Source organism: Alicyclobacillus herbarius DSM 13609, from assembly GCF_000430585.1.
Lineage (GTDB): Bacteria > Bacillota > Bacilli > Alicyclobacillales > Alicyclobacillaceae > Alicyclobacillus_G > Alicyclobacillus_G herbarius.
The window spans coordinates 1,484-27,637 of sequence record NZ_AUMH01000026.1 but is presented as its reverse complement, the minus strand read 5'-3'; the positions used below and the strand labels follow the sequence as shown (position 1 = coordinate 27,637).

Here is a 26,154-nt window from a genome sequence, read left to right as displayed (position 1 = left end):
CTTGAAGAAGACGAGGTAGATCGGTCCGGCGTGGAAGCGTGGTGACGCGTGGAGCGGACGGATACGAATCGGTCGAGGGCTTCACCAGGTGGTCGGTGGCAGGAGAGAGGACTTCGCTATGTCGGTGTCAAGGTGAGAAGGTGTCTGGTGACGATGGCGGAGGGGACCCACGCGTACCCATACCGAACACGACCGTTAAGCCCTCCAGCGCCGATGATACTTGGAGCGGGAGCTCCTGGGAAAGTAGGACGTTGCCAGGCGAGGGAAGGACACCGAAAGAAAGCACCCTGAGGTGAGCAGGACTCATCTCGGGGTGCTTTTTTTTGTGTGCCTGAGGGAACTGCTCCGCGCTGCTCGTCCATACTTGACCTTTCGAGCTCATGACAGCGTATAATGAAGAGGCGGCGAACATTTTATTCCGTGTTGAAAAGAATGTTCGTGGTTGTGCCTCGGCGGGAGTACGTGTGGGTATAGATTATCTGTGCACGCATCAGGGAGGTTTCATCATGTCCAATTCACAATACGATGTGATTATTGTTGGTGCAGGCCCGGGCGGCTTGTACGCGGCTTATGAATTTACCTTGAAATCGCCTCACGCAAAGGTGCTCCTGATTGACAAAGGGGTAGAGGCAAAGTACCGTCACTGCCCGATTATGGAGGGAAAAATCGAAAAATGCCCACCGGCGAATAAAATCAAGACTTACGCAAGCTGTTGGCCGGCTTGCGGTGTTATCAACGGGGCTGGTGGAGCTGGTAGCTTTAGCGACGGGAAATTTAATATTACGTCGGAATTCGGGGGCTACCTGACGGAATACTTGCCTGCCAGTGAAGTCCTAAAACTCATCCATTACGTGGATGATATCAATCTCCGCCACGGAGCTCCGGACACCATTACGGACCCAACGACGCCTGCCGTAGCGGACATCGAACGAAGGGCCATTGCCGCCGGCTTAAAACTGTTGCGGGCTCGCGTTCGTCACATTGGCACCGATAAGAACCTAGAGTTGATGAACAGCATTTTTGCCTATCTTGCCGAGCGGATTGACCTGAGATTCCGTACGTTCGTGGATGACTTTTGGATTGAGGATGGTCGTATTCAAGGGGTATGTTTGCGCGACGGAGAAAGGATATCCGCACGGTTTGTGCTCGCAGCGCCAGGCAGGGACGGATCGACCTGGTTGTCGGAGCGGTTTCGGCGTCACAATCTACGCATGAGGAACAATCAAGTAGACATTGGGGTCCGCGTCGAGACGTCGAATGTTGTGATGCAGGAAATCAATGAGCATCTCTATGAAGGGAAGTTCATATTTAATTCCCCTTCCACAGGACTTCGTGTGCGGACGTTCTGCAGCAACCCGTCCGGGCATGTAGTGGTCGAAAACCATACTGGGGTCATGGCAGCCAATGGACACGCCTATAAAGACCCTTCCCTGGGAAGTGAAAACACGAATTTTGCCTTGTTGGTCAGCCACCGCTTTACGGAACCATTTGACCGTCCTAATGAATTCGCCAAACAGATTTGTCGGCACGCCAACGAACTATCCAACGGATCGATTATTGTCCAGCGTTATGGGGATATCTTAAAGGGGCGGAGAAGTACGCCAGAGCGCATCCGGGAAGGCTTTATTGAACCCACGTTGAAAGAAGCTGTGCCAGGGGATTTAGGCCTGGTATTACCCTACAAAACCATGGTGGCGCTGCAAGAAATGATTGAGGCTTTGGACCACGTCACCCCCGGCATCGCCAGCGACCATACCCTGTTTTATGGAGTGGAGGCAAAATTTTATGCTTCACGTGCAGAGGTCGATGAAACCTTGCAGACGAAGGTTGACGGCCTGTACTGTGCGGGAGATGGTCCGGGAATTTCGCGCGGTATCTCTCAGGCGGCCAGCAGCGGGGTGTATGCCGCTCGGAACATCATTTCGAGGTTGTAGACCGGCGATACACCGAGGACGAACGGAGATAGTCATGCGATGCAGATACCGAAACCTCTCTTCCAACGACAACCCGGGGGCCCTCCCGGCGTCGTACGTGACTGGATTCGGGAAGGAGAGCGGTTTCCAAATTGGATGTGCAACACGGGCAGCGAACGGCCTGAAGCGGAATCTCTGAGGCGCAATACGGACAGGGCTTGGTTTCGGATGGGGAAGGAACCGGGCGTACCATCCGATTGAGCTGTCGGACCAGGACGAAAACAATGATGGAGACTAGGATGAAATTCAGCACTGTGTTGATGAATGTACCGTAATTGATAGTAGCCGCCCCTGCTGCTTGGGCTGCAGGGAGGCTGTGGTAATGACCTCCGGTAAGGTCGATAAATAAATCTCGAAAATCGACCTTGCCCAACAGCAGGCCAATTGGCGGCGTAATAATGTCGTTCACCAAGGAATCGATGATTTTGCCAAAGGCGGTGCCAATCGCGACACCCACGGCCCAATCGAGGACATTGGGACTGGTCATAAAGCGTTTAAAGTCATCCCACATGAAAACCCACTCCCTTCCTGGTTCCTTATCCATCTTATGAGGATGCTGCGGGCTTGTATGAGTCACGCGGAATGTAGGGATCAATGACGGAATCGGAGGGCAATTGCGGATTTAATCCTACCTCTTGCATCTTAGAGGTGGCTTGTGTTATAAAATTGATGTGCTCACCGAACGGAGCAATCACCCGAACGGCGAGACACAAAAGAACTTGCAATCCGACTCGAACTGATGTATAGTAAAAGAGTCGCGCAACAAAGGTAAGTGCCCGTAGCTCAGCTGGATAGAGTGCTTGACTACGAATCAAGAGGTCGGGAGTTCGAATCTCTCCGGGCACGCCAGTGCCGAAGTGGCGGAATTGGCAGACGCACACGACTCAAAATCGTGCGGGAAACCGTGCCGGTTCGAGTCCGGCCTTCGGCACCAACGTGGGGCTATAGCTCAGTTGGGAGAGCGCTAGAATCGCACTCTAGAGGCCAGCGGTTCGAATCCGCTTAGCTCCACCACATTCCTCGATAGCTCAGCGGTAGAGCATCCGGCTGTTAACCGGAGGGTCGTAGGTTCGAATCCTACTCGGGGAGCCAGGTTTTGATTTGGCGTGCCGAACAAGTCAGTGGGTTCGGGCATTTCGATAAAGGCCCCATGGTCAAGCGGTTAAGACACCGCCCTTTCACGGCGGTAACGGGGGTTCGAGTCCCCCTGGGGTCACCAGGGCGGTTAGCTCAGCGGGAGAGCACTCGCTTCACACGCGAGGGGTCGGCAGTTCGATCCTGCCACCGCCCACCATCATCTCTATATCAACGCGGGGTGGAGCAGTTGGCAGCTCGTCGGGCTCATAACCCGAAGGTCGCAGGTTCAAGTCCTGCCCCCGCAACCAAAGTGGAGCTGTGGTGTAGAGGCCTAACATGCCTGCCTGTCACGCAGGAGAACGCGGGTTCGAATCCCGTCAGCTCCGCCACTAGGGCCTATAGCTCAGCTGGCTAGAGCGCACGACTGATAATCGTGAGGTCAGAGGTTCAAGTCCTCTTAGGCCCACCAAGCGGAGTCCGGGATAGGGCTCTTTTTTTATTATGGAGTTTGCTTATATCGTGAACGTTTATTGACAGGAATCCGGTCGAGCGGTTAAGCTTGTGGGGAGATGAGCTGAGGTGAGTTGAGCCGCGTCTGTACCGGTGTTTCCTGGCGGAATGTACGCTGGGACCGTTCGTACGCATGCACAGCTCCGGCTGTGATTTTTTTATGGACACGGCTCTGAGATGAGGGGAGGAAGACCTGTGGTTCTGGTCATTGACAACTACGATTCATTTACCTTCAACCTTGTTCAATACCTAGGTGAGCTCGGCGCGGATGTCGTGGTTTTGCGGAACCATGAATCTTTGTCGCGTTTGATGTCCTTGCGTCCGAGCGCCTTGGTGGTCTCCCCAGGGCCTTGTTCCCCGAAGGAAGCGGGAGTATCCATTGAGGCGATTTCGTTTTTCGCTGGCCGGATTCCAGTCCTGGGGGTTTGTTTGGGACACCAGTCATTGGCAGCAGCGTTCGGCGGACGGATCGTTCGTGCCCCGCAAGTGAGACACGGTAAAACGTCGAAAATTACGCATAATGGCGATCCGCTCTTCAAAGATGTCCCCAATCCTTTTGTTGCGACGCGTTACCACTCCCTGATTGTAGATAAGGATACCCTACCATCCGAATTCACTGTGACGGCGTGGGCGGAGGATATCATCATGGGATTACGGCACGAACCATCCGGGGCCCTTGGTGTGCAATTTCATCCAGAATCCATTTTAACCCAGAACGGAAAGACGATATTGGGGAACTTCCTGGCCATGGCGGGTGTGGCCCGCGCCCCCCAGTTGAGTGAGGTGGGGAAGGCGTGAACGCGTTCACCTTCACGACGATGTCGGTCGATCCGTTTTCCGCATACGTGGATCTCTGTCAACACTTCGGGGAGGGTCAAACCTTCCTTCTCGATGGGGGAGCCGAAGCGGACAGCCGGTACGACATGAGTCTGCTGGGAGCCCTGCCTTTACTAGAGATTCAGTCGAAGAACGGACGTGTGGATGTGTTGGCCCGCTCGGGATTGTTGGAGTTGATGGTGGAGCGTCTCGGTCAGCGCGGGTACCAGTCGGAGCCGGTCTCTGCGCCGCTAGCAGTTTCGGTACTTCCGGCGGAAGCCGCCTCGTATCGCCCAGCGGACGTGATGGAGCTGCTGGATGCGATTCGGTCAGAAATCACCCGCTTGGCGACGTTTCATCCGGATGTTCCGTTTTCCAGCGGGTTGCTGGGGTATGTGGGCTACGAGGCGGTTCGTTATCTGGAGTGTATTCCTTGCACTGTCGTGGATGATCGCGAACTGCCGGATGTTCGTTTTCAGTGGCACGCCGCCATGTTGAGGTTTAAAGATGGGGACATGACCGTATTTGAATGCCTAGGCGACCTCCGTTCCGTCTTGCATCCTGAGGCGTTTACGGACTTGAGCCGGTCGCTGGAGTGGCTGCGCGCGCGTGTACGCGGATGGGTTGAAAATCCGCCGCGGTTTGTCGCCGAACGTTTTGTCGTCCATCCAGGGCAATCGATGGAGAACCAGACGTCGCAGTCCCCGACGGTTTACGAGGACATGTCGCAGCCAGAATATGAAGCGGCGGTTCGCAAGGCGGTCGATTACATTCGCGCTGGCGATATATTCCAGGTAGTCCCTTCGAGGCGTGTGCGGATCGACAAAAAGGTCCATCACTACGTGGCCTATGACTTGCTGCGGCGGTTAAACCCGTCCCCGTACATGTTCATGGTCGAGTACCCGTCTTATCGGCTGTTTGGGACGAGCCCAGAGGTACAATTTCGTGCCATGCATCGCTGGGCGGAGATGAAGCCAATTGCTGGAACCTCCAAGGGACGCGGCAAGACGCCCGAGGAGGACCATCAGCTTCGTCAAGACCTCCTGACTGACGAAAAGGAACGGGCGGAACACGTCATGCTCGTGGATTTGTGCCGGAACGACCTGGGACGTGTATGCGAAGTCGGGAGTGTAACCGTCAGCAAACTCATGGACGTCGAGGCTTACTCTCACCTTTTCCATCTCGTTTCCACGGTGCGTGGGCGCATTCGTCCCGACGTAAGCATTTTTCACGCGTTGCTCGCCACGTTTCCTGCAGGTACCCTCTCCGGGGCTCCTAAGATCCGAGCCATGGAGATTATCGATGAGCTGGAAACATTGGCACGCGGACCATACGGAGGCATGATTGGAATTGTCGACTTTGCGGGCAACGCGAATTTGGCCATCTTCATCCGTAGTGTGGTCGAATGGAATGGCCAGTACCATATTCAGGTCGGGGCAGGCATCGTGGCAGATAGCATTCCGGAGGAAGAATGGCGCGAGACCGGGCGTAAAGCTGGAGCCATGGTGGACGTTCTGACGCGTGATCCGCAGAGCTTACAGGCGAGTCGGTAAAAAAGCGTGCGAAGAGGCGCAAGTTTGGCGGTGGATGGCTTGCAAAAACCAACGATGCATGCTATATTTAATACCGTCGCTTGCGCCTATAGCTCAGGGGATAGAGCACCGGTCTCCGGAACCGGGTGCCCAGGTTCGAATCCTGGTAGGCGCACCATATACAATGAAAACAGGGCATCCTCACTTGGGTGTCCTGTTTTCCGTATTCAAAGACGTACACCTTGTGTACGTCCTGTGCTTTTGTTGCCCCTGTTTCCTTATCCACTCCGTCGAAGCACCCCGTTTTGGGCCAGTTGTTTCATCATCGCCGCTACGACAAGCTTTTGCCGCTGAATTTCCACAATACACAATGGGCATTTTTGCGATCCGTAAGAGCCGCACTCTTGGCAGATGGCATTTAAAATGGTCGGTTCGTTCACTGGGATCTCTCCGTCACATTTTGAGATTCGTCTGTCAGGCTGGTATTGACATCCAGGGGACGCCTGCCACACACTTGTCTATTCAATCACAAGCGCCGCATTGTGACGAGAGCGAAGATTGTCGAACGGGATCGATCGTAAATCCCTGTCATAAAACGGACACAAGTGTCGCTTGAACGTGAAAAAGGCGCCTCTTTTGGGCGCCTGGTCATGAGTGTGTCGAGAGGCGTCAGATGGACGACTCAGCCTACAGGGGTGGTGGTGCAGGTAGTGACGCTGTACGGCACCAGCAGGATGAACAGAACAAAGATGATGAGAAACACAACCGCCCAACGCGTATAGCCGCCGAAGACTCCGTACACCGCATTTCCCTCCTCATGTTTTAGATATTGAATCGTATGCGGAGGTGTCTTTCTGGGACGCGGTATTCGCCCGGTTGAAGCTTACGGGCTGGAGCTTTCAAGATCGTAGCCGCCATCCCAAGTGGTGTAGTGTAAGCCGTCCATTCCGTAGTAACTGGCAACGGTTGTACCCGCACCGGTCGTGTAGGTCCCGGAAGCTGGGACAAACAAGAAGAACAACACGAATATGATGAGAAACACAACCGCCCAACGTGTGTATCCGCCAAATACGCCATACATCAGTGACTCCTCCTTTCGAGATGCCAGATCTAATGATGGGACATCTGTCCGGTGCCACGGACATTCGTGGAATTCTTAAATGACTGGTCAGACTGGCGTCCCTTGTGGTATTCTGCATATAAATGCATGAATGGGGATGAATATGCCGAATGAAGGAGAACAAGGTTCGAGTCGGTATCGTGGGGGCCACAGGGTATTCCGGCGTCGAGCTGATGCGGCTTTTGGCGCAGCATCCACGTGTCAGTCTCACGTACGTTGCGGGCAACCACCAGGAAACACGGGCAGTCTCGGCAGAACATCCCTATTTGCCCGGGTTCACGGACTTAACCATAGAGCCATACTGCCGGGAGGATGCCGTGGAACGGTGTGAAGTGGTCTTTGTGGCGTTGCCTTCCGGTCGATCCGGCGCCATCGCGGGGGAACTGTGGCAGGCAGGACGGATTGCCATCGATTTGTCTGGGGACTTGCGCTTGCCCCGCGACTTGTATGAGCAATGGTACAAACGTGAAGCGGTCGGGGACACCCTCTTGGCGAACGCCGTCTACGGTTTAACGGAGTGGAATCGTGAGGCGCTCCGTGAAGCAAGGCTTGTCGCCAACCCGGGGTGTTATGCGACGGCTGTCCTGTTGCCTTTACTGCCGCTGATGAGAAGCGGCCTCATTCAACGGGATGAACCTGTTGTCGTGGATGCCAAATCGGGCGTCTCCGGTGCAGGGAGGAAAGCCACGACCAGCTCGATGCTGGCCGAGTTGTCGGAGAATTTCTACGCGTATAAGGTGGGGCAACACCAGCATACGCCAGAAATTGAAACGCAGCTGGCCCGGGTGGGGTTTGCAGGTCAACTCCTGTTGACCACTCAGCTTCTCGCGTGTGTAAGAGGAATTTTTGTTACGGCATACCTGAAACCCAAGGCGCCGCTACGTGATGCCGACGTATACGCGGTCTTGCTGGACGCGTATCGAGATGAACCGTTCATCACGGTGCACGAGCCGGGGGACTTTCCTCAGTTGAAACACGTCCGGGCCAGTAATCGTTGTCACATTGGTTATCGCGTGGATGAGAGGACCGGTACGCTCCAGGTGTTCTCTGTGATTGATAACCTGCAGAAAGGCGCAGCAGGTCAAGCGGTACAAAATTTCAACGTTATCTATGGCTTTGTCGAAACTGAGGGACTTGCCGGATTGCCGGTCTATCCATAACGAGAGGTGGCCAGGAGGTGGAAGTTTGTCTTCGTGGGTGATTCTCAAAGTCGGCGGCTCGCTCCAGGGCGCGCATGCTGATGTGGTGGTCGCGGCGATTCAACGTTCATTGCGGCAAGGGCGTCAGGTCATCGTGGTGCACGGTGGCGGGCCGCGAATCAGTCAACGGTTGCATGAACAAGGGATTGAGCAGCCGTTTGTCGATGGCCAGCGCTTGACGACGCCAGAGGCCATGCACGTTGTGGAACAGGTGCTCGTGCATGAGGTGAATCCGCAGTTGGTCGAAGCGCTGCGTGGGCAGGGAGTGAGTGCATGTGGCATCGCGGGATCAGACGGCATCCTGTATGCCGAACCGTGGCCAGGGCTTGAGCGCACGGGGCGGGTTCGCACCGTGCAAGCGGAGAAACTGTACGAGGCGACGAAGCGCGGTGAGGTGCCGGTTCTAGCCCCGGTCGCAGTGGATGACAAGGGGCGCCGCTATAACGTAAACGCCGATTCCGCTGCGGCGGCGGTGGCCGCACGGATTGGGGCCGAGCGGATCTTGTTTTTCACCGATGTAGCGGGTATCTTTCGCGATTTTACAGCCGGCGACAGGCTGGTGGACACCACAGTACCGGAATTACGGCAGTTGACGGAGCAAGGCTGTTTTCAATCCGGCATGATCCCGAAAGTCCGTGCGATTTGTGACGCGCTTACCGCTGGCGTGTCGAGCGGTTTCGTGCTGCAGGGCAACGCTCGCGACGCGGCGGAGGCCGCCGTGATTTATCCAGCGAACGTCGCGTGGAACAGCGAGTACGGCACGCGGGTGCGTGCATCTTGAACGAGGTGGGGACTATGACAGACGTGGTAAGTCAGGCGCCAATAACATCCCTGATGGGGAATTACGGACAACCCCCGATAACCGTCGTGCGCGGGCAAGGGGTCTACCTGTACGACAGCGAGGGTCGGTCGTATCTCGATTTTACGGCCGGGATTGCCGTGTGTAACCTCGGGCATGCCGATCCGGACGTGACTCGCGCGATTCAAGACCAGGCCGAAACCCTGGTTCACTGTTCGAATCTATATGGGCACCCGCTGCGGGAGAAACTCGCGGCCCGTTTGGCGGAGTGTTCTGGCTTGGACCAAGTGTTTTTTTGCAATTCTGGCGCCGAAGCCAATGAAGCCGCGATTAAGCTGGCTCGCCGCAGTGCTTGGCAAAGAGGTTTTCGCGAGAAGAATGTCATTGTCTCTCTGCCGGGGGGATTTCACGGACGTACGCTGGGCGCCTTGTCGGTCACACCAAAACCTGTTTATCACGAAGGCTATACGCCGCTCGTCCCGGCCTGCCGGACTGCGGCCGATCTCGCGGGGGTTCTGGACACCATCCAGCCAGATACGGCCGCGTGCATTGTCGAAGTGATTCAAGGAGAGGGCGGATTACGCGTGTTGCCGGTCGATTTGCTGCAGGCCATCCAGGACCGCTGTCGAGAGACCGGGGCACTGCTCATTGTCGACGAGGTGCAAACCGGCGTGGGTCGAACCGGGACCTTCTTTGCCTTTGAACAGATTGGACTCAAACCGGATATTGTCACCATGGCCAAAGGGTTGGCCAATGGGGTTCCCGTTGGGGCGGTCTTGGCGCGGCGATCGGTTGCGGAGGCGTTTACGCCCGGATCACACGGGTCGACCTTCGGCGGCAACCCACTCGCGATGGCTGCGGCGAACGCGGTGCTAGACCGCGTGTTAGAGCCATCCTTCCTCGACCACGTCAATGAGGTGGGTGCCTATTTAGAAAGTCGCCTGAAGGAGCGGTTTGAAGAGGTCTCTGGGCGTGGATTGATGTGGGGATTCACCGTCTCGGACGCGAAAAAATTCGCGCAATCCGCGTTGTCGGCCGGTGTCTTGGTGACGGCGGTTGGGCCCAACCGGATTCGGTTAGTTCCACCGCTCATTCTTGGCCGCCGTCATGTCGATGAATTTATGGAGCGCATCGCAACGATTACAGAATGAAACAAGCCGGCCAATCGGGAGCGTAGGTCAACCATGCGTCCCCGATTGGCCGAGTGATGGAATAAGGTTGCCCGGAAACAGATTTTACGCATGTACAAGCTTCTCTGTGTTGAATTTTCTACGCACTTCGGTATAATAAAGCATAGCCGTCTCGTCACATTGGTGGAATTTCCGGCAATAGATACAATCCGTCCAAATTTTGTGCGGCAGCGTCTCCTTCGCCACGATGTGAAACCCCAGTTTGTCGAAAAATGCAGTTTGATACGTAAGCGACAGCACCTGTTCGATACGAAGAATGGCAGCTTGTTCAAGCAGGAATTCGACCAGTTGACGTCCAATACCTTGGCTATGTTTTTCAGGATCGACAGCGAGTGACCGGATTTCCGCGAGGTCTTTCCACAGAATATGCAGACCCGCCGTTCCGATGACCTGCCCTGACCATTCCGCGACCGCGAAGCATTGGAGATTTTCATACAGGGATTTCTCCGTGCGGGGGAGCATCAGTCCTTCGCGTGCAAAGTGATTAATCAGCCGGTGCATGGCCGGCACATCGTCAACGGTTGCTTTGCGTATGAGCACGGGAGATCACCCTTTCTGATGTTCGGACTGCGCGCGGACGCTGCCATGACGTATCCGATGAGTACCTAAATTTTATAACACGATATAGAATCATTATGCAATATGTTGTATATTTAATCTATGGTTTTCACAGTGTGCTGAAGGTCGTAAGTATCCTGTCGGAGGCCGTCGCTTGTAGCATGCGGGGACGGAGTGGAGAGACGTCACGCACCCTGGCCCGGCCGAAAAAAGAGAACCGCCCAATTGAGGCGAGGCAATGGAAGGAAAGGAAGTGACGCAGTTGGACTTGAACGCTTTGACTATGAATGTCCATCGGGAGCACGATGCATGCGGAATTTTTGCGCGCATCGAAAAGACGGGGGAACCCAGCAAAAAACCAGTGCAGGCTGGACTGGAGGCGCTCAAGGCACTGCGTCACCGAGCTGGTTATGTGGACGGGCGCGGTGACGGGTGCGGTTTGTTACTGGACATCCCTCGTGCATTGTGGCGGCGTCGGCTTGCCGCTGCCGGCCGCGATGCGCAGTGGGTTTACGATGAACATTTTGTGGTGGGACACTTTTTCCTGGAGGCAGATGGCGCCGAACTGGAGCGTCTCGCGCAAATAGTTCAATCAAAGTTGGAAGACTCGGGTATCGCTCCGTTGCTTTCCAGGTGCCATGATGCGGTGCCTGACGAATACCCTGAACAACCACCTTATCGTCCGGCGTTTCTGCAGATTGCCGGCTTGGGAGTCTCGGTCACGGATGCCGATTGCTACCGGCTGACCGTGGAACTCGAGGCTCTCGATGGGGTGCACGTTCTGTCCCTCAGTCGTCGCTCCGTGGTCTATAAGGTGGTTGGGGACGCGGATGATCTCGTCCGAGTCTTCGACGACCTGGCGGATCCCAACTGCGAATCCTCATTTGTGCTGGGCCACACGCGGTTTTCGACCAATACAACGACGAGCCCTTCGCGCGTTCAGCCGTTTGCTTTATTGGGGCATAACGGGGAGATCAACACCATTGCCCGTTTCTTTGAAGAAGGCTCCATGATGGGGATTCAGATCGACCCTGCGTTCAGTGACTCGCAGATGGTTGACAGCGTGCTGCATCACCTCGTAGCCGAGAAAGGGTGGAGCTTGTTCTCGGCAATGGAACTCTTGTTCCCGCCAATTCTGAATGAAATCAAGCACCTGCCCCATGACTTGGCGGATATGTATATGTATTTCCGTTCCATGTGGGGTCCGTTTGCGCAAGGACCGGCGGCCATCATGACCCGTTTTGCCGACGAAGCGGTGTTTTCCGTCGATGCGTTGGGACTGCGGCCGATGTGGCTCGTCGAGACGGAAGAGGCCTACTGTTTCAGTTCGGAACAAGGCATCATTCCGCGTCTGCATTGGATTGCCGATCCGCTCCCACTAGCCCCGGGCGAGAAGGTCGGAGTGAAGATGTCTCGCGACGGGGTGCGCTTGTTCCGACACGGCGCTTTAAGGCGAGAGGTCTTCGAGCAGATGAGGACTCGTTACAGCTTCCTGGGCGCGGGGAAGAGCGTGCACTTTACGGCTCCCTACCAGGAAGACGCCGACGTCGGTGCTCGCCCCGCGGATGCGAAGCCGTTGCCTGCACGGACCGCGGCGCACGGTTGGCGGGAAGACGACTTTAAGTGGCTGGAGTTTGAAACGCAAACCGGAGCCGAGCCGATTAAATCCTTAGGGTATGATGGCCCCCTGCCCGCGCTGGACGAAGGTCCCCGTTCGGTTTCGGACTTCCTACAGGAGACCGTGGCCGTCGTCACCAACCCGGCCATCGACCGCGAGCGCGAGGTGGAACACTTTAGCACCCGCTGTGTTCTGGGGCGTCGCCCTTCGTTAGCCGGGGACTACCAGGATGCACCGCGGATTGAAGTACAATCCCCGCTCTTGCTGGAGACACTGCCAGATCGACTCGGCATCGACCAGGAGGAACTCCAGGTTCTGTCCCATCGCCTTGGCACGTTGTGTTATGAAAACGTGTTGGCGGCGCTGCGCACCAGCGTGAATGGAACGGCCGAAATTTTGATTCACCGTCAAGATGGGGAAACGATTGAGCAGGCCCTGCAGCGGTTCCACCACGAGGCCTTGGAGGCTGTCCAGGCCGGCGCCAACGTGATTGTGCTGGACGACCGTACGCAGTTCCGGCGCGGCCAATATATCGATCCGTTCCTGGTTGTGGCTGCGGTTCACAAATCACTTCTGCGGCCTGCGGCCAGCGGTCGCGGAGAACACCTGCGTCGACGCTGCAGCCTCATCCTGCGCAGCGGCGGATTGCGGAATTTGCACGATATTATGTGCGCGATTGGCCTCGGCGCGGATGCTGTCAACCCGTATCTGATGTGGGAAGTTGCGGCGGAGCGCAGCGGATTGCAGGGAGTGGAAAACCTGTATCACGCTCTCTGCAAAGGGATTGAAAAGGTCATCTCCACGATTGGCATTCATGAACTACGCGGATATGAGCGATTATTCGGTGCCATTGGATTGGCGCCCGAGGTGGCCGAAATTCTGGGGGTTCCGAACTTCTGCGGCGGTGAAACGGCCGGCTACGGTTTTGCACAGATGGAAGCCGAGGCCAAGCAGCGGCAGGAACTGTACGACGCCGAAGATGGTAAGACTCGCAGGCGGAAAGCCTTCCAGCTCTATCCAAGAATCTGGAAGTCAGCCGGTTTAGTGGGCATGGGACTGGCTGATTATGAATCGTTCCATGACAAATTGCAGGAATTCGAACGGGATCATCCCATCAATTTGCGCCACGCCCTGCGCTTCGTCGACCAACCGGAGAGTGGTCTGGAGCGGGCAAGCCGCGTAGAAGATGTGGATACGACCATTGACGGGCATGCGTATCCGATTCTCATCAGCTCTATGTCGTTTGGTTCGCAAGGCGAGACGGTCTATCGGGCATACGCGGAAGCTGCCTATCGCTTGAATATTGTCGGGATGAACGGGGAAGGCGGCGAGATTAAGGACCTGCTTGACAAGTACCCGCGCAACCGGGGACGGCAAATCGCTTCCGGACGGTTTGGGGTCAACGCCCGTTTGTGCAACAACGCATACGTGTTGGAAATCAAGATTGGCCAAGGCGCGAAGCCGGGTGAGGGCGGACACCTGCCTGGGTCCAAGGTAACGGAACAGGTCGCCAATGCCCGCAACGCTTCCCCCGGCGTGGACCTCATTTCACCGTCGAACAATCACGATATTTATTCCATCGAAGATTTGGCTCAGGTGATCCACGAGCTCAAGACCATCAATCCGTTGGCCAAGGTTGCAGTCAAGGTCCCGGTCGTTCCGAATATCGGAACCATCGCGGTCGGCATCGTGAAGGCGGGGGCCGACATTGTCGAGCTGAGCGGGTTTGATGGCGGCACGGGCGCGGCCCGCTCGCACGCGATTCGTCACGTGGGCTTGCCGATGGAGATTGGGGTCAAACGGGTGCACGAGGCCCTCTGTGCGAGTGGTCTGCGGGATCGCGCAGAAATTTGGGCCGACGGTGGTATGAAGTCGGGTACGGATGTCATGAAGGCAATTTTGCTGGGCGCGAACCGTGTGGGCTTTGGCACGATGGCGATGGTGGCCATTGGCTGTACCGCTTGCCGTGCCTGCCACAAGGATACGTGCCACGTGGGAATCGCCACTCAGATGACCAGCCTCGAAGAGGCTGCGGAAAAGGGCGTAAAGTCGTTTAGTCCGCGCGAGTTCGAGGCAGCGGTGGAACACCTGGTACGGTTCTTCACAGCGGTCGGAGAACACGTTCGTCGCTTGACGCATCAATTGGGCGCGAAACGGACGCAAGATTTGGTGGGGCGCAGCGACTTGTTGGAACAGTGCTCTGCGTTTGACAACCTGGACCTGACGGAATTGACTCGGATAAATCGTCAGTATCTGGGCTTAGGTACCAAGATTCAACCGCAGGCTCGAACGGCGTTCGCCGAGGAATTTGTAGAAGTGGATACCCCACTGGCCATTGCGGTCGGCGAGGAGACCCAAGCGACCTTAGGGTATCCGGTCGGACGTGGTGGCCAAGGTCGCCGCGGTCAGTTGACCTTGGTGAATCCCGAGCAAGCGGAGTTGGTGGTCGAAGCACCGCGTGTGTTGTCCACGTATGAGAGCGGCGAGGCGGTGCGTACGCACGGCGCGGTCGAGGGACGGCGTACGGTCGAGTATCCGTTTGTGGCTGGGAACGGATTCGCAGCCTATCACATGGCTGGCATGCACTCGGTTGCATACGGGGGAGCCCAGGACGGCGTGGGCAAGGGTGCGTTTGGTGGACGCATCGTCGTTCTTAAGCAACAAGGGCCCGATGGCCGGTGGTTGGGTGGCTCTGTCGGTAAGGGGCTTGCCTACGGGGCTCAGCACGGTGTCTTCATCGTGCAAAACCATGCCGACGCTCGGGCCGGTATTCGGTTGTCCGGCGCGGATATCGTCATCGGCGGTGAAGTCACAGAGCCGCTCGACGATACGCAAGGCGACATCGCCACGCGTGCCAACATCAAGGGGTTTGGATTCGAGTACATGACGGCAGGGCGTGCCGTGGTCCTGGGTGACCCAGGCCCGTGGCTGTGTGCGGGTATGACCGGCGGTTCGGTCTATGTTCGGCACAACCCGGCGGTTGGGCTGACGGAAGACGCGATACGCCGGCGTATTGCCAAAGGGGCCAAGGTCGTTTTACAACCCTTGGATGCTCAGGGGGAAACGGATGTGACTGACCTGCTCCTGGTGTACCACAAGGAGTTGCGGGAGAGTGGTCAGACTGAGGAGGCCAAGAAGCTGGTACCTCTCCTGATGAGACCCAAAGAGCACTTTTTGATGATTCGCCCGGGCAAAGACATTACCGACCAAAGCATTGCTACGGAATGACCATAGCGTCCTTTCTCTGCTGCAGTTCGAGCATAAAGGGGGCAGCCTTGCTGCCCCTTTCCTTTTGTAGCGCGCCCAGAGGCGCGTTCCTCCGAGTGGTCTGTATGAACATCCGTACTGTGGAATTTTTTTGCGTTCGCTCTTGATATATATACATATATGCGTATAATGATACATATGTTGATTCGTGAATGGATTCGTTGATGTGCGAGGAACCGCAAGGCTCGACGCAGTGCGGAAACAACATCGCGAGGAAGGGGAATGCACGGTGTACGCTTGGAAGAGGGAGTTGAGCCCAATCGGTCTGGGGCAAGGAATCGAACCACTGGGCGACGGATATCTGTCGGTCCGCTTGCAGACAGCGTTGATGGCCGCCCACCAGCGATTGCGAGGGCGAGACTTGCTGGATTTCAGCGCATACACCAGTGAAGATGTGCACGCCTTGCTCAAGCTTTCATTGCTGTTGAAGGAAGCTCAAAAGTCCCGGTTTCCGCACGCTGTGTTGGCAGGGCAGTCGCTGGCGCTCATCTTTGACAAGGCGTCGACGCGAACGCGGATTTCCTTTGAGGTGGGGATGGCGCAATTAGGCGGGCATGCTCTGTTCGTTCCAAGTCAATCGACGCAGATGGGGCGGGGCGAGCCGATTGAGGACACAGCCCGCGTTCTTTCCCGGTATGTCGACGGGATTATGATACGTACGTTTTCTCATTCGATGGTGGAAAAGTTGGCCGAGTATGCGACAGTTCCTGTCATCAATGGCCTGACGGATGACCACCACCCTTGCCAGGCTCTGGCGGACGCCTTGACGATTTATGAACACACCGGGCGCATGCAGGGGGTGACCGTGGCTTTCGTGGGTGACGGGAATAACATGGCGCATTCCTGGCTGCAGTTGGCGCCGAAACTGGGCATGAACATCCGGGTGGCAACACCGCCTGGGTACGGGCCGAATCAGACCATCATTGAGCAGGCGAAGAAGGACGCCGTGGCCAATCATTCGCAGGTCCTGGTGACCACAGACCCGGTGCGGGCGGTGACTGGGGCGGATGTCATCATCACCGATGTTTGGGCGAGCATGGGCGACGAGGAAGAGGCCGAGTTTCGCCGTATGGTATTTGAAGGATACCAGGTGAACGCGGAGTTGGTGCGGCACGCCAGTCCAAACTACCTGTTCCTGCATTGTCTGCCTGCCCATCGCGGGGAGGAAGTGACAGCTGAGATTATTGACGGCGAACACGCGGTCGTATTTGATGAAGCAGAGAATCGCCTGCATACACAAAAAGCGGTGCTGGCTGCCTTGATGGCTGATGCCGGTGCATTCGGGGAGGAGATCAACGAATGACGAAAAAATTGGTCTTAGCCTATTCGGGTGGATTGGATACGTCGTGCGCCATCGCGTGGTTGAAAGAGAAATACGGCTACGATGTAGTGGCCATGTGTGTGGATGTGGGTGAGGGCAACGACTTGGACTTTGTGCAGCAGAAGGCGGTGCAGGTCGGTGCCGTGAAATCATATCGGATTAACGCCGTGGAGCGGTATGCGTCTCAGTTTATCCTCCCGGCCCTTCAGGCGAACGCCCTGTACGAAGGGAAGTATCCGTTGGCTTCGGCGCTGTCGCGGCCGCTGATTTCGCAGTTGCTGGTGGAGGTGGCTGCGGCCGAGGGCGCGGAGGCGGTCGCGCATGGATGCACGGGAAAAGGGAATGACCAGGTGCGGTTTGAGGTCTCCGTGAAGGCGTTGAATCCCGACTTGAAGGTCATTGCTCCGGTTCGGGAATGGAAGTGGACTCGGGATGAAGAAATCGCGTTTGCCAAGGAACATGGAATTCCCATCCCCATCACGCTGGATAGTCCATACAGCATTGATGCGAACTTGTGGGGGCGGGCGATTGAGTGCGGCGTCTTGGAAGACCCGTGGGCGGAGGCGCCGGAGGACGCGTTTCTGTGGACGGTCAGCCCAGAGCAGGCTCCGGATGAGCCGGAATATGTGGAGATCTCGTTTGACGAAGGGGTACCGGTTGCGCTCAACGGGGAAGTGTTGCAACTCGGAGAATTAATCTGGCGCCTGAATCGGATTGCAGGGCGTCACGGCGTGGGTCGCATTGACCACGTGGAAAATCGACTGGTTGGGATTAAGTCGCGCGAGGTGTACGAATCCCCGGCGGGGTTGGTGTTGGTTCACGCACACAGAGAGTTAGAGTCGCTGACCTTGACACGGGAAGTGGCCCAATACAAGGCTGGGGTTGAACTGGAGTACAGTAAGCTGATTTACAACGGACTTTGGTTTTCGCCACTCAAACAGGCCTTGGATGCGTTTATCCGGGAAACGCAGCAGGCGGTCACTGGGGACGTGCGCGTGAAGCTGTACAAGGGCGGTTTTCAGGTGGTTGGTCGGAAGTCTCCATATTCCTTGTATCGGCACGATCTCGCCACCTACTCGACGGGAGATGCGTTCGACCACCAGGCGGCGGTTGGCTTTATCGAACTTTGGGGGATGCCGACGACGGTACATGCGGGTGTGCATCATAGCGAACCATCTCAGGCATTGGAGAACGTGCAGGTCTCGGCGATTGAGAAGGATGCGAATGCGTCCGAAAGCACAAACGCGGCGAGTTTGGTCGGGGAGGTCGCTGGATGAAGCTGTGGGGTGGGCGATTTACGGAAGACACGAATCAACTGGTTGAAACGTACACTGCGTCCATCGGTTTTGACCAACGTCTGGCAGAGGTTGACATTCGGGGAAGCATCGCCCACGCCCGCATGCTCGGAACGGCCGGTATCATCCCTCGGGATGATGCCGACCGTTTGATTATGGGCTTGTCGGCGTTGTTGGAGGAAATCCGGCAGGGGCGCGTCGAGTTTCGGGTCGAAGACGAAGACATTCATATGAATGTCGAACGTTTGTTACATGAGCGCCTCGGTCCGGTTGCAGGGAAACTTCACACGGGCCGCAGCCGCAATGACCAGGTTGCGTTGGACATGCACCTATACGTGAAGGAAGGTATACAGACGATTGTCAGTGGGATTCAGACTCTGCAACATACTCTTCTCGAAGCCAGCGAGCGGCACTTCGGCGTCATCATTCCGGGCTACACCCATCTGCAGCGGGCACAGCCGGTACTCTTATCCCACCACTTGCTGGCCTATTTTTGGATGTTGGAGCGAGACCTGGCCCGGTTTCAGGATGCACTGCGGCGTACCGATATGATGCCACTGGGCGCGGGGGCTCTGGCCGGGACCTCGTTTCCAGTAGAGCGAGAGGCAGTCGCGGCGGAACTCGGGTTTAGCCAACTATACGAAAACTCGTTGGACGCTGTGTCAGATCGGGATTACATCGTCGAGTGTCTGAGTGCCTGCAGCATCCTGATGATGCATTTATCGCGGCTCTCGGAAGAATTCATTCTTTGGAGCAGCGAGGAGTTTGGCTTTATTGAGTTGGCGGACGCCTACTGCACCGGCTCCAGCATGATGCCCCAAAAGAAAAATCCGGACGTCCCCGAGCTGGTGCGCGGGAAGACAGGGCGCGTGTATGGTCATCTGATGGGGATGCTGACGGTCCTAAAGGGCTTGCCGTTGGCCTACAACAAAGACCTGCAGGAGGACAAAGAGGGAATCTTTGACGCCTTCGACACCGTCATTCCCGCCTTGACCCTGTTTTCAGGCATGATAGAGAGCCTGCGCGTCCGTACGGATCGGATTGAGGCGGCTCTGGCGCGAGACTTTTCCAACGCGACGGATGTTGCAGATTATTTGGTTCGCAAGGGGGTCCCGTTCCGAGAAGCCCACGCGATTGTGGGACGATTGGTCCTGTCGGCGGTTCAGCAAGGGAAAAACTTGACGACCCTGCCGTTTGAGGAGTATCAAAGGGAATCCCCATATTTCGATCCGGACATTTACGACGTCATCCGCATCGATAAGATAGTTTCCGCTCGTGCGGTCCGTGGGGGCACAGGGCATGAAGCCGTGTTGCAGCAGATTCGTTACGCGAAGGAACGACTCGCGCAGTCGGCGGCCTCTTGTCAGGGATAACGGATTCCAGTAAAGTGCTAGATGAAGAAAACTAGATAGCTGCGCCTTACCACAGGGAGTGGAGAATTTTGTTGATTGTGCAAAAGTACGGCGGTACGTCCGTCGGAAGTGTGGAGCGCATTGAGGCGGTCGCGGATCGGGTGGCCAAGACCGTGGCTGCGGGCCACCGTTGTGCCGTTGTGGTTTCGGCGATGGGAGACACCACGGATGACCTGCTGAGTTTGGCTCTTGCGGTGACGGAACGGCCTGACGCACGTGAATTGGATGCCTTGCTCGCAACCGGTGAACAGGTGTCCGCGGCGTTGTTAGCCATGGCATTGCAGAAGCGTGGTTTGGTGGCTCGCTCGTTTTCCGGCTGGCAGGCGGGGATTCAAACCGAAGCGGTTCATGGATCGGCGCGCATGACGGAGATTCAGCCGGAACCTCTAAGGACGGCTCTGAACCAGGGAATTGTCCCAGTCATCACGGGATTTCAGGGGATAGCCGGGACGGACGTGACGACCTTGGGCCGTGGCGGTTCCGATACGACAGCCGTAGCAGTGGCGGCTGTTTTGCAGGCCGACCTTTGCGAAATCTATACGGATGTGGACGGCGTCTATACGTCTGATCCGCGAGTGGTACCAGGGGCCAAAAAATTAAGCCAAATTTCTTATGACGAGATGTTGGAGTTGGCGCATCTTGGTGCCCAGGTCTTGCACCCGCGGGCGGTGGAAAATGCGAAAAAGTACGGGGTCCAACTCGTCGTCCGGTCCAGTTTTTCAGAGGAAGAGGGAACACAGGTGGTGGAGACGGTGCAAGGTTTGGAGACGCAGCAGCTGGTGACCGGGGTCGCCTTTGAACGCCAAGTCGCGCGGGTGGCGGTCATTGGGGTGCCGCTGAATAGGCACGGCATTGCGACGGTATTTTCTACGCTGGCGGATGCCAATATCAACGTCGACGTCATTGTGCAGAGTGTCGTCTCCGCTGAAAAGGTGGACGTATCGTTCACGGTCAAGGAAGGCGATGCCGAATTGGCCGTGGAATTTGTGCAGGGCCTGCAAACGACGCTTGGTTTCCAGGATGTAGTGTGTGAGACCGGGTTGGCGAAGGTGTCGATTGTCGGGGCCGGGATGATCAGCAACCCGGGCGTGGCGGCGACGATGTTTCAGACCTTGGCGTCCGAGGACATTCCGTTGAAGATGGTCAGTACGTCGGAAATCAAGGTGTCGTGTATCATTCCTGGGGATAAGTTGGACTTGGCCGCAAATCGGCTGCATGAGGTGTTTCTCGAGGAGGTTCATGCAAGCGTTGGCGTATCAGAACAGCCCGTCTAACCACCATCGACCTCCGGGCTGGGTGGATGAGGAGCTTTCGTCGCATTCCGATAAGGTGCTCGACGGGGTCGAACGGATGGAGATTATCTGGGACACCAGACCGGTGGTGTCCCTATCGCCGGTCTGGCGAATGTTGAGGGCAACAGAGACTAGAAACCGGTTTCATTTTGGCAAGGGATTGACACGAGCCACGACACATCTGTATTTTTAAAGAAAACCTAATAGACGAGACCGTATCGCATGACTGGCGGATCAGAGAGGGGTACCTCAGAGGAGTGCGATACGAACACGCCGGCCGCCTGGGCACCCTAATCGCGACTATTAGGAGTGTTCAGACGGCTGTTTTCGAGTTTGGGAGGGAGAGAGACGAATGAAGGTGCTGGTTGCCGACGATGTGGCTGAGGTTGGCCTGCAGCAGTTACGGGAGCTTCCTGGCGTTCGCGTCGAGGTTCAGACAGGTATGTCTGAGGACGAGCTGTGCCGGGCCATCGTGGATGCGGATGCGTTGATTGTCCGTTCGCAAACCAAGGTGACGGCCCGCGTCTTGGAGGCCGCGGCGCAGTTGAAAGTTGTCGGACGAGCTGGGGTCGGCGTCGACAACATTGATGTAGATGCGGCGACGCGCCGCGGTGTGGTCGTCATCAACGCGCCGGATGGGAACACCATTTCGGCGTGTGAACATACGTTTGCGATGCTGATGTCCATGGCTCGCCGTATTCCGGATGCGCATCAGTCGATGCGTGAAGGACGGTGGGACCGGAAGGGCTACGTTGGGGTCGAAGTGTCGGGAAAAACGTTGGCCATCGTGGGATTGGGACGAATTGGACGCGAAGTTGCGAAGCGAGCGCAGGCGTTCAATATGAACGTGGTTTGTTACGATCCGTTCCTCAGCCGCGAACGGGCGCAGGAGCTGGGAATCACCAGTCTGTCGCTGGATGATGCGTTGGCTCAGGCCGATTTCCTGACCATTCATACCCCGCTGACGCGAGATACCCGTCATCTGCTGAGTGCGGAGCAGTTTGCGAAGATGAAACCGGGGGTGCGGATTGTCCACTGCGCTCGGGGCGGTGTCATTGACGAGCAGGCCCTCATCCAGGCGCTGCGTGAAGGCAAGGTCGCCGCGGCAGCCTTGGATGTGTTTGAAGCGGAGCCGCTGCCCGCCGATCACCCGCTGCGGCAAATGGAGAACGTCGTTTTAACGCCGCATTTGGGGGCCTCCACGGTCGAGGCGCAAGTCAACGTGGCCATTTCCGTGGCGGCGGAAATCGCCGACATCCTCCGCGGCCTACCGGCCAAAAACGCGGTCAATCTACCGGCCCTCAGCGCGGAACAGGAGGCTCATCTGCGTCCGTACCTCACGCTTGGCGAGAAGTTGGGTGAGTTGGCCGGGCAATTGTATACGGGTGCGTTGTCCCATCTCGAAATTACGTACGGCGGCGAACTTGGAGACGTGGCTGTCGACTTTGTTGGCCGGACCTTGCTGAAGGGGTTGTTGAGCAGTCGTTACGGGGACGAGGTCAACTACGTCAACGCACGCTTCCTAGCGGAAATGGACGGATTGTCCCTACGAGAGGTGCGTCAGACTAAATCGAAGGTGTTCACGAATTTGCTGTCCGTCGCCGTGACGGTGGACGGAATCCGGCATTCCGTCGCCGGTACCATTTATAACGGGCTCGGACCTAGGCTGGTCGAAATCGATGGGTATCCACTGGATGCGGAACCACAGCCGCGCATGTTGTTCACTCGCCATGTCGACCAGCCGGGGATGATTGGACGCATCGGCACCCTCTTGGGTGAGGCGGACATCAACATTGCATCCATGCAGGTCGGACGACGTGAGTCGGGCGGCGAAGCCGTGATGTTGTTGGCGGTGGACAAGGTGGTACCCGATGCGGTCATCGGGGAAATCAGCCGCATTCCTGGGATTCAACAGGTGAGCACCATCAGCCTGTAAATCAGTGTGTAGCTTTCCGTATACCTTTTCATGCAGCTTATAAGGATAGGGGCGATAAGCATAATGGCTATACCCACCGCACAAGAAAAGGTCCTTGGCCGGGTTGACAATTTTGGTGCCGGTCCGGCTGCGCTGCCGACGGGCGTCCTGTTGAGGATGCAGGAGGAAATGCTCAACTATGCCGGGACAGGGATGTCTGTTTTCGAGATAAGCCACCGCAGCGAGGCCTACAATCGCCTGCAGGCGGCGGCCGTCGAACGGTTACGCCGATTGTTGCAAATTCCTGAGGATTACCGGGTGTTGTTTTTGCAGGGTGGCGCCAGTTTGCAATTTGCCATGGTGGCGCAAAACTTCATTTCCTCCGGGCGCAAGGGCGCCTACGTCCTGACGGGGACCTGGGCAGAGAAGGCGTACCAAGAGGCGGGGCGCGTGGCGCCCGTCCGTGTCGCCGCTAGCACGAAGGACGAGGGATATCGGCGCCTGCCCGAGGAAGCAGAGATTCAGGTGGAGGATTCGGACGCCTACCTGCACTTCACGTCCAATAACACCATCATGGGTTCTCAGTGGCCTGTGATTCCGACACCCGCTGGCGTGCCGGTGGTGGTGGATATGTCCAGCGACATCCTATCTCGGCCAGTGCCCATCCGTGACTATCACCTGGTGTATGCCGGCGCTCAAAAGAACCTGGGCGTCGCTGGGCTGACGGTCGTGATTCTGAAGGACTCCTGGCTGGAAGAAAATCCGGGAGTGCACCTGCCGAAAATCCTCTCGTACAAGACGCACGCGGATGCCGATTCGCGCTACAACACGCCGCCTGTGTTTGCGGTCTATGCCCTGGAGAAGGTACTGGAGTGGGTGGAAGAACAGGGAGGCCTTGTCGCTCTCGCAGAACGCAACCGCAAGAAGGCCGAGATGTTGTACACTGTGATTGATGCGAGTGACGGTTTTTATACGGGAGTGGTCGATCCGGCCGTCCGCTCGCAGATGAATGTGACGTTCCGCCTGGCGAACGAAGACCTCACCCGCGAATTTGTCGCCGCAGCCAAACAGGCAGGCATGGTGGGCCTGGGCGGCCATCGCTCGGTCGGTGGATGCCGTGCTTCGTTGTACAATGCGGTCAATCTGGATGCATGCGCACGCCTGTGTGAGTTTATGCGCGACTTCGCGCGGAAACACCGTGGGTGAGTGGAACAGGAGGAATTTCGTGTACAACTGGGTCTTGTTTGATATCGACGGGGTCATGCTGAGTGAGGAGCGTTACTTTGACGCTTCCTCCCTTGCCGTTTATGAACTGTTGACCAGTCCCCAGTATCTGAACCTCAGAATTGCCAATCTGCCTGGGTTTTCGGTTCGCCTGGATGATGCGTCCGTCCGCCAGATTCGCAGGCAGGTGTTCGCAAACGACGAGTTCTTGAGCTTTATCAAGAATCGCGGGATCAACGCCAACTGGGACATGGTGTATCTGCAATTTGTGGCCGCCCTGGCGGCGATTACGGAACGAATCGTACCCGAGCCACAACCCGAACGAGAGACAGCGGCTTCGGACGACTCGGATTGGCAGAACCAGCGGCGCAGATTGATTGAAAGACTACGCCATAGGGTCTCTCAAGGTTCCACCGTATCTAGCGAAGTCTTCCATGCCTATGCGCGTTTGTTCGCGGATTGTCAAGGCAAAGATGAGATGTTCGCGGTGTGTCGGCGGGTCTTGTCGCCGTTCGTCGGGGATGCTGAGCAGGACATCTGGGACCTTGGCAAGGATGTGTTCCAGGAATGGTATCTCGGTGAGGCCTATGGTGGGCCGGGGTGGCACGGACAGGCAACCGGGAAAACGGGTTACCTTGAGCAAGAGCGACCGGTGGTCGATCCGGATGCCTTTCGCCAGCTATTGGACGAGATTGTCAGCATGGGCATTCAAACTGGAATCGCCACAGGGAGACCGCGCCTGGAGACCGAAGTTCCACTTCGTTCATACGATTGGCTGTCGCGGTTTGATGCCAATCGCATCACCACGGCCAGCGAGGTGTTGGAAGCTCAAACCGTCCGACCGGAGGCAGGCCCGCTTTCGAAGCCAAATCCATTCTCATATTTGCGCAGTTATCTCGGCACAGCCGACTTTTCAGCTGTCTTGGACACGGCCTTACCCCTCCCGCCGGAAGAAGGAAGACGAATTTTAGTGGTGGGGGATTCTGTGGCTGATGCGCTTGCTGCCAACGCCATGGGCTGTGACTTTGCGGCCGTTCTGACGGGTCTGGAAGGGCCCGCTGCGCGTTCGTCGTTCGCGACCCTCTCATGCACGTATATCCTCAATGACGTTTTGGAACTGCGTCAGGTTTTGGCTAAGACGGCCACGGAACCGGAGGGCGTCCAGCGCTGAGGAAGGGGTATCGCGGGACGCTGGAAGGGGCGAGATGTTCGGGAGACCTTGGTGAACTGCCGCGGTGCCTTTGTGAGAGGCCGGGGGCGCGTCTTGCTGAGTTCCAAGTATGCCTTGCCGGGCTCTCGCCGCCTCTGGACGGACGCAAACGGGTTGCATAAACGAGCGGATGGTGATAGAATAAAGTTCGCGCGCAGGCCGAAGCCTGCGAACGAGCGGCACGGAGAGATGTCCGAGTTGGTCGAAGGAGCACGACTGGAAATCGTGTAGGCGGGCTTAAACTCGCCTCGAGGGTTCGAATCCCTCTCTCTCCGCCAGTTGGCGGCGTAGCTCAGTTGGTCAGAGCACACGGTTCATACCCGTGGCGTCGGTGGTTCGAATCCACCCGCCGCCACCACTTGCCACCTTGGCTCAGGGGTAGAGCGGCTCACTCGTAATGAGCAGGTCGTCGGTTCGAATCCGACAGGTGGCTCCAGAAAAACCGCATAACGGCGCGGAAAATGAGCGAGGCTCCGAAATTGTCGGAGCCTCGCTCGGCGTTTTGGGTGTCAAATGGGTGTCAAATGGGTGTCAAATGGGTGTCAAATGGGTGTCAAATGGGTGTCAAATGGGTGTCAGTGGGTGTCAGTGGGTGTCAGTGGGTGTCAGTGGGTGTCAGTGGGTGTCAGTGGGTGTCAGTGGGTGTCAGTGGGTGTCAGACGAAGAGCTCCCGAGCAAGTTGGCCGAGTCGATCACAGTGCCCGCTCCACGGACGACGACTTGCTGAAGAGGCAGTCCTGCAGTTTCAGAGCAGCTTCCTCTTTCATCTCGGCGAACACGTGGCTGTACACCTTCAGCGTCAGGCTGATGTCTGCGTGTCCAAGGT

17 protein-coding genes, 13 tRNA genes, 2 rRNA genes, 1 pseudogene and 1 riboswitch are annotated in these 26,154 nt (G+C 56.9%); of the genes and pseudogenes, 29 read left to right on the top strand and 4 right to left on the bottom strand.

The genetic code is table 11. The features are described 5' to 3' along the window. From H522_RS0114855 to H522_RS0114845, 3 genes are all read left to right on the top strand, one after another. A 23S ribosomal RNA gene (locus H522_RS0114855) occupies positions 1–88 on the top strand; the annotation flags it as partial. A 55-nt stretch (positions 89–143) separates the two neighbouring features. Beyond that, positions 144–260: ribosomal RNA gene (gene rrf / locus H522_RS0114850) — 5S ribosomal RNA — on the top strand. A 246-nt stretch (positions 261–506) separates the two neighbouring features. Next, positions 507–1,934 (top strand): NAD(P)/FAD-dependent oxidoreductase, encoded by a 1,428-nt coding sequence (locus H522_RS0114845; protein WP_026962926.1) that lies wholly within the window; start codon positions 507–509, stop codon positions 1,932–1,934. Between the two features lie 106 nt (positions 1,935–2,040). Here the strand turns inward: H522_RS0114845 and mscL are convergent. Then, a pseudogene (gene mscL, locus H522_RS19735) lies at positions 2,041–2,484 on the bottom strand (large conductance mechanosensitive channel protein MscL); the annotation flags it as partial. 261 nt (positions 2,485–2,745) lie between these two features. Here mscL and H522_RS0114835 point away from each other — a divergent pair. The 12 genes from H522_RS0114835 to H522_RS0114780 all read left to right on the top strand — a co-directional run bounded on the left by H522_RS0114835 (position 2,746) and on the right by H522_RS0114780 (position 6,086). Beyond that, positions 2,746–2,822: transfer RNA gene (locus H522_RS0114835), tRNA-Arg, on the top strand. Between the two features lie 2 nt (positions 2,823–2,824). Continuing rightward, positions 2,825–2,907: transfer RNA gene (locus H522_RS0114830), tRNA-Leu, on the top strand. Positions 2,908–2,911: 4 nt separating this feature from the next. Continuing rightward, positions 2,912–2,987: transfer RNA gene (locus tag H522_RS0114825), tRNA-Ala, on the top strand. Between the two features lie 3 nt (positions 2,988–2,990). After that, a tRNA-Asn gene (locus H522_RS0114820) sits at positions 2,991–3,065 on the top strand. Positions 3,066–3,117: 52 nt separating this feature from the next. Next, positions 3,118–3,192: transfer RNA gene (locus H522_RS0114815), tRNA-Glu, on the top strand. Further along, a tRNA-Val gene (locus H522_RS0114810) sits at positions 3,193–3,267 on the top strand. It abuts the tRNA gene before it with no gap. A gap of 15 nt (positions 3,268–3,282) precedes the next feature. Further along, positions 3,283–3,358: transfer RNA gene (locus tag H522_RS0114805), tRNA-Met, on the top strand. Between the two features lie 4 nt (positions 3,359–3,362). After that, positions 3,363–3,439: transfer RNA gene (locus tag H522_RS0114800), tRNA-Asp, on the top strand. Between the two features lie 3 nt (positions 3,440–3,442). Next, positions 3,443–3,519, top strand: a tRNA-Ile gene (locus H522_RS0114795). A gap of 236 nt (positions 3,520–3,755) precedes the next feature. Then, a complete protein-coding gene (locus tag H522_RS0114790) occupies positions 3,756–4,358 on the top strand; it encodes an anthranilate synthase component II (protein ID WP_026962925.1) in 603 nt (200 codons plus the stop codon). Beyond that, entirely contained in the window at positions 4,355–5,929 is a 1,575-nt protein-coding gene (locus tag H522_RS0114785; protein WP_026962924.1) for an anthranilate synthase component I family protein, read from the top strand. Before H522_RS0114790 ends, H522_RS0114785 begins: the two co-directional genes overlap by 4 nt. A gap of 82 nt (positions 5,930–6,011) precedes the next feature. Beyond that, positions 6,012–6,086: transfer RNA gene (locus tag H522_RS0114780), tRNA-Arg, on the top strand. Between the two features lie 100 nt (positions 6,087–6,186). On the opposite strand, the gene H522_RS21605 is transcribed toward H522_RS0114780, so the two are convergent. Both H522_RS21605 and H522_RS19730 read right to left on the bottom strand, forming a co-directional pair. Then, a complete protein-coding gene (locus tag H522_RS21605) occupies positions 6,187–6,348 on the bottom strand; it encodes a hypothetical protein (protein ID WP_155836470.1) in 162 nt (53 codons plus the stop codon). A 443-nt stretch (positions 6,349–6,791) separates the two neighbouring features. Continuing rightward, complete coding sequence (locus H522_RS19730; protein WP_035454257.1) at positions 6,792–6,989, bottom strand: hypothetical protein; 198 nt, start codon at positions 6,987–6,989, stop codon at positions 6,792–6,794. A 149-nt stretch (positions 6,990–7,138) separates the two neighbouring features. On the opposite strand from H522_RS19730, the gene argC reads away from it, so the two are divergent. The 3 genes from argC to H522_RS0114750 are packed head-to-tail and all read left to right on the top strand — an operon-like array spanning position 7,139 to position 10,177. Beyond that, entirely contained in the window at positions 7,139–8,188 is a 1,050-nt protein-coding gene (argC, locus tag H522_RS0114760; protein ID WP_026962923.1) for an N-acetyl-gamma-glutamyl-phosphate reductase, read from the top strand. Positions 8,189–8,213: 25 nt separating this feature from the next. Next, on the top strand, positions 8,214–9,008 hold the full coding sequence (argB, locus tag H522_RS19725) for an acetylglutamate kinase (protein ID WP_051344334.1): 795 nt from the start codon (positions 8,214–8,216) through the stop codon (positions 9,006–9,008). Between the two features lie 14 nt (positions 9,009–9,022). Further along, positions 9,023–10,177, top strand: coding sequence for an aspartate aminotransferase family protein (locus H522_RS0114750; RefSeq protein ID WP_051344333.1), 1,155 nt, complete (start codon positions 9,023–9,025; stop codon positions 10,175–10,177). Between the two features lie 84 nt (positions 10,178–10,261). On the opposite strand, the gene H522_RS19720 is transcribed toward H522_RS0114750, so the two are convergent. Further along, on the bottom strand, positions 10,262–10,756 hold the full coding sequence (locus H522_RS19720; protein WP_051344332.1) for an N-acetyltransferase: 495 nt from the start codon (positions 10,754–10,756) through the stop codon (positions 10,262–10,264). Positions 10,757–11,012: 256 nt separating this feature from the next. Here H522_RS19720 and H522_RS0114740 point away from each other — a divergent pair, with 256 nt between their 5' ends. The 11 genes from H522_RS0114740 (at position 11,013) to H522_RS0114690 (ending at position 25,764) form a co-directional block, all read left to right on the top strand. Continuing rightward, positions 11,013–15,620, top strand: coding sequence for a glutamate synthase-related protein (locus H522_RS0114740; RefSeq protein WP_051344331.1), 4,608 nt, complete (start codon positions 11,013–11,015; stop codon positions 15,618–15,620). Between the two features lie 367 nt (positions 15,621–15,987). After that, positions 15,988–16,962: an ornithine carbamoyltransferase gene (argF, locus tag H522_RS0114735; protein ID WP_081412183.1), complete on the top strand. Its 975-nt coding sequence runs from the start codon at positions 15,988–15,990 to the stop codon at positions 16,960–16,962. Then, on the top strand, positions 16,959–18,257 hold the full coding sequence (locus tag H522_RS19715; RefSeq protein WP_051344330.1) for an argininosuccinate synthase: 1,299 nt from the start codon (positions 16,959–16,961) through the stop codon (positions 18,255–18,257). Before argF ends, H522_RS19715 begins: the two co-directional genes overlap by 4 nt. Then, positions 18,254–19,648 carry an argininosuccinate lyase gene (gene argH, locus H522_RS0114725; protein ID WP_026962919.1) on the top strand — a complete coding sequence of 465 codons (1,395 nt, stop codon included), beginning with the start codon at positions 18,254–18,256 and terminating at the stop codon, positions 19,646–19,648. The genes H522_RS19715 and argH overlap by 4 nt, the downstream gene beginning before the upstream one ends. A gap of 68 nt (positions 19,649–19,716) precedes the next feature. Further along, positions 19,717–20,961 (top strand): aspartate kinase, encoded by a 1,245-nt coding sequence (locus tag H522_RS0114720; protein WP_051344329.1) that lies wholly within the window; start codon positions 19,717–19,719, stop codon positions 20,959–20,961. A gap of 230 nt (positions 20,962–21,191) precedes the next feature. Beyond that, a riboswitch (ZMP/ZTP riboswitch) is annotated at positions 21,192–21,273 on the top strand. 58 nt (positions 21,274–21,331) lie between these two features. Next, positions 21,332–22,915 carry a phosphoglycerate dehydrogenase gene (gene serA, locus H522_RS0114715; RefSeq protein WP_026962917.1) on the top strand — a complete coding sequence of 528 codons (1,584 nt, stop codon included), beginning with the start codon at positions 21,332–21,334 and terminating at the stop codon, positions 22,913–22,915. A 63-nt stretch (positions 22,916–22,978) separates the two neighbouring features. Then, on the top strand, positions 22,979–24,100 hold the full coding sequence (gene serC / locus H522_RS0114710) for a 3-phosphoserine/phosphohydroxythreonine transaminase (protein WP_035454254.1): 1,122 nt from the start codon (positions 22,979–22,981) through the stop codon (positions 24,098–24,100). Positions 24,101–24,119: 19 nt separating this feature from the next. Further along, complete coding sequence (locus H522_RS0114705; RefSeq protein WP_026962915.1) at positions 24,120–25,289, top strand: HAD family hydrolase; 1,170 nt, start codon at positions 24,120–24,122, stop codon at positions 25,287–25,289. A gap of 222 nt (positions 25,290–25,511) precedes the next feature. Continuing rightward, positions 25,512–25,606: transfer RNA gene (locus H522_RS0114700), tRNA-Ser, on the top strand. Positions 25,607–25,609: 3 nt separating this feature from the next. Next, a tRNA-Met gene (locus tag H522_RS0114695) sits at positions 25,610–25,686 on the top strand. A gap of 3 nt (positions 25,687–25,689) precedes the next feature. Then, positions 25,690–25,764 (top strand) — tRNA-Thr (locus H522_RS0114690). Positions 25,765–26,154: the final 390 nt, after the last annotated feature.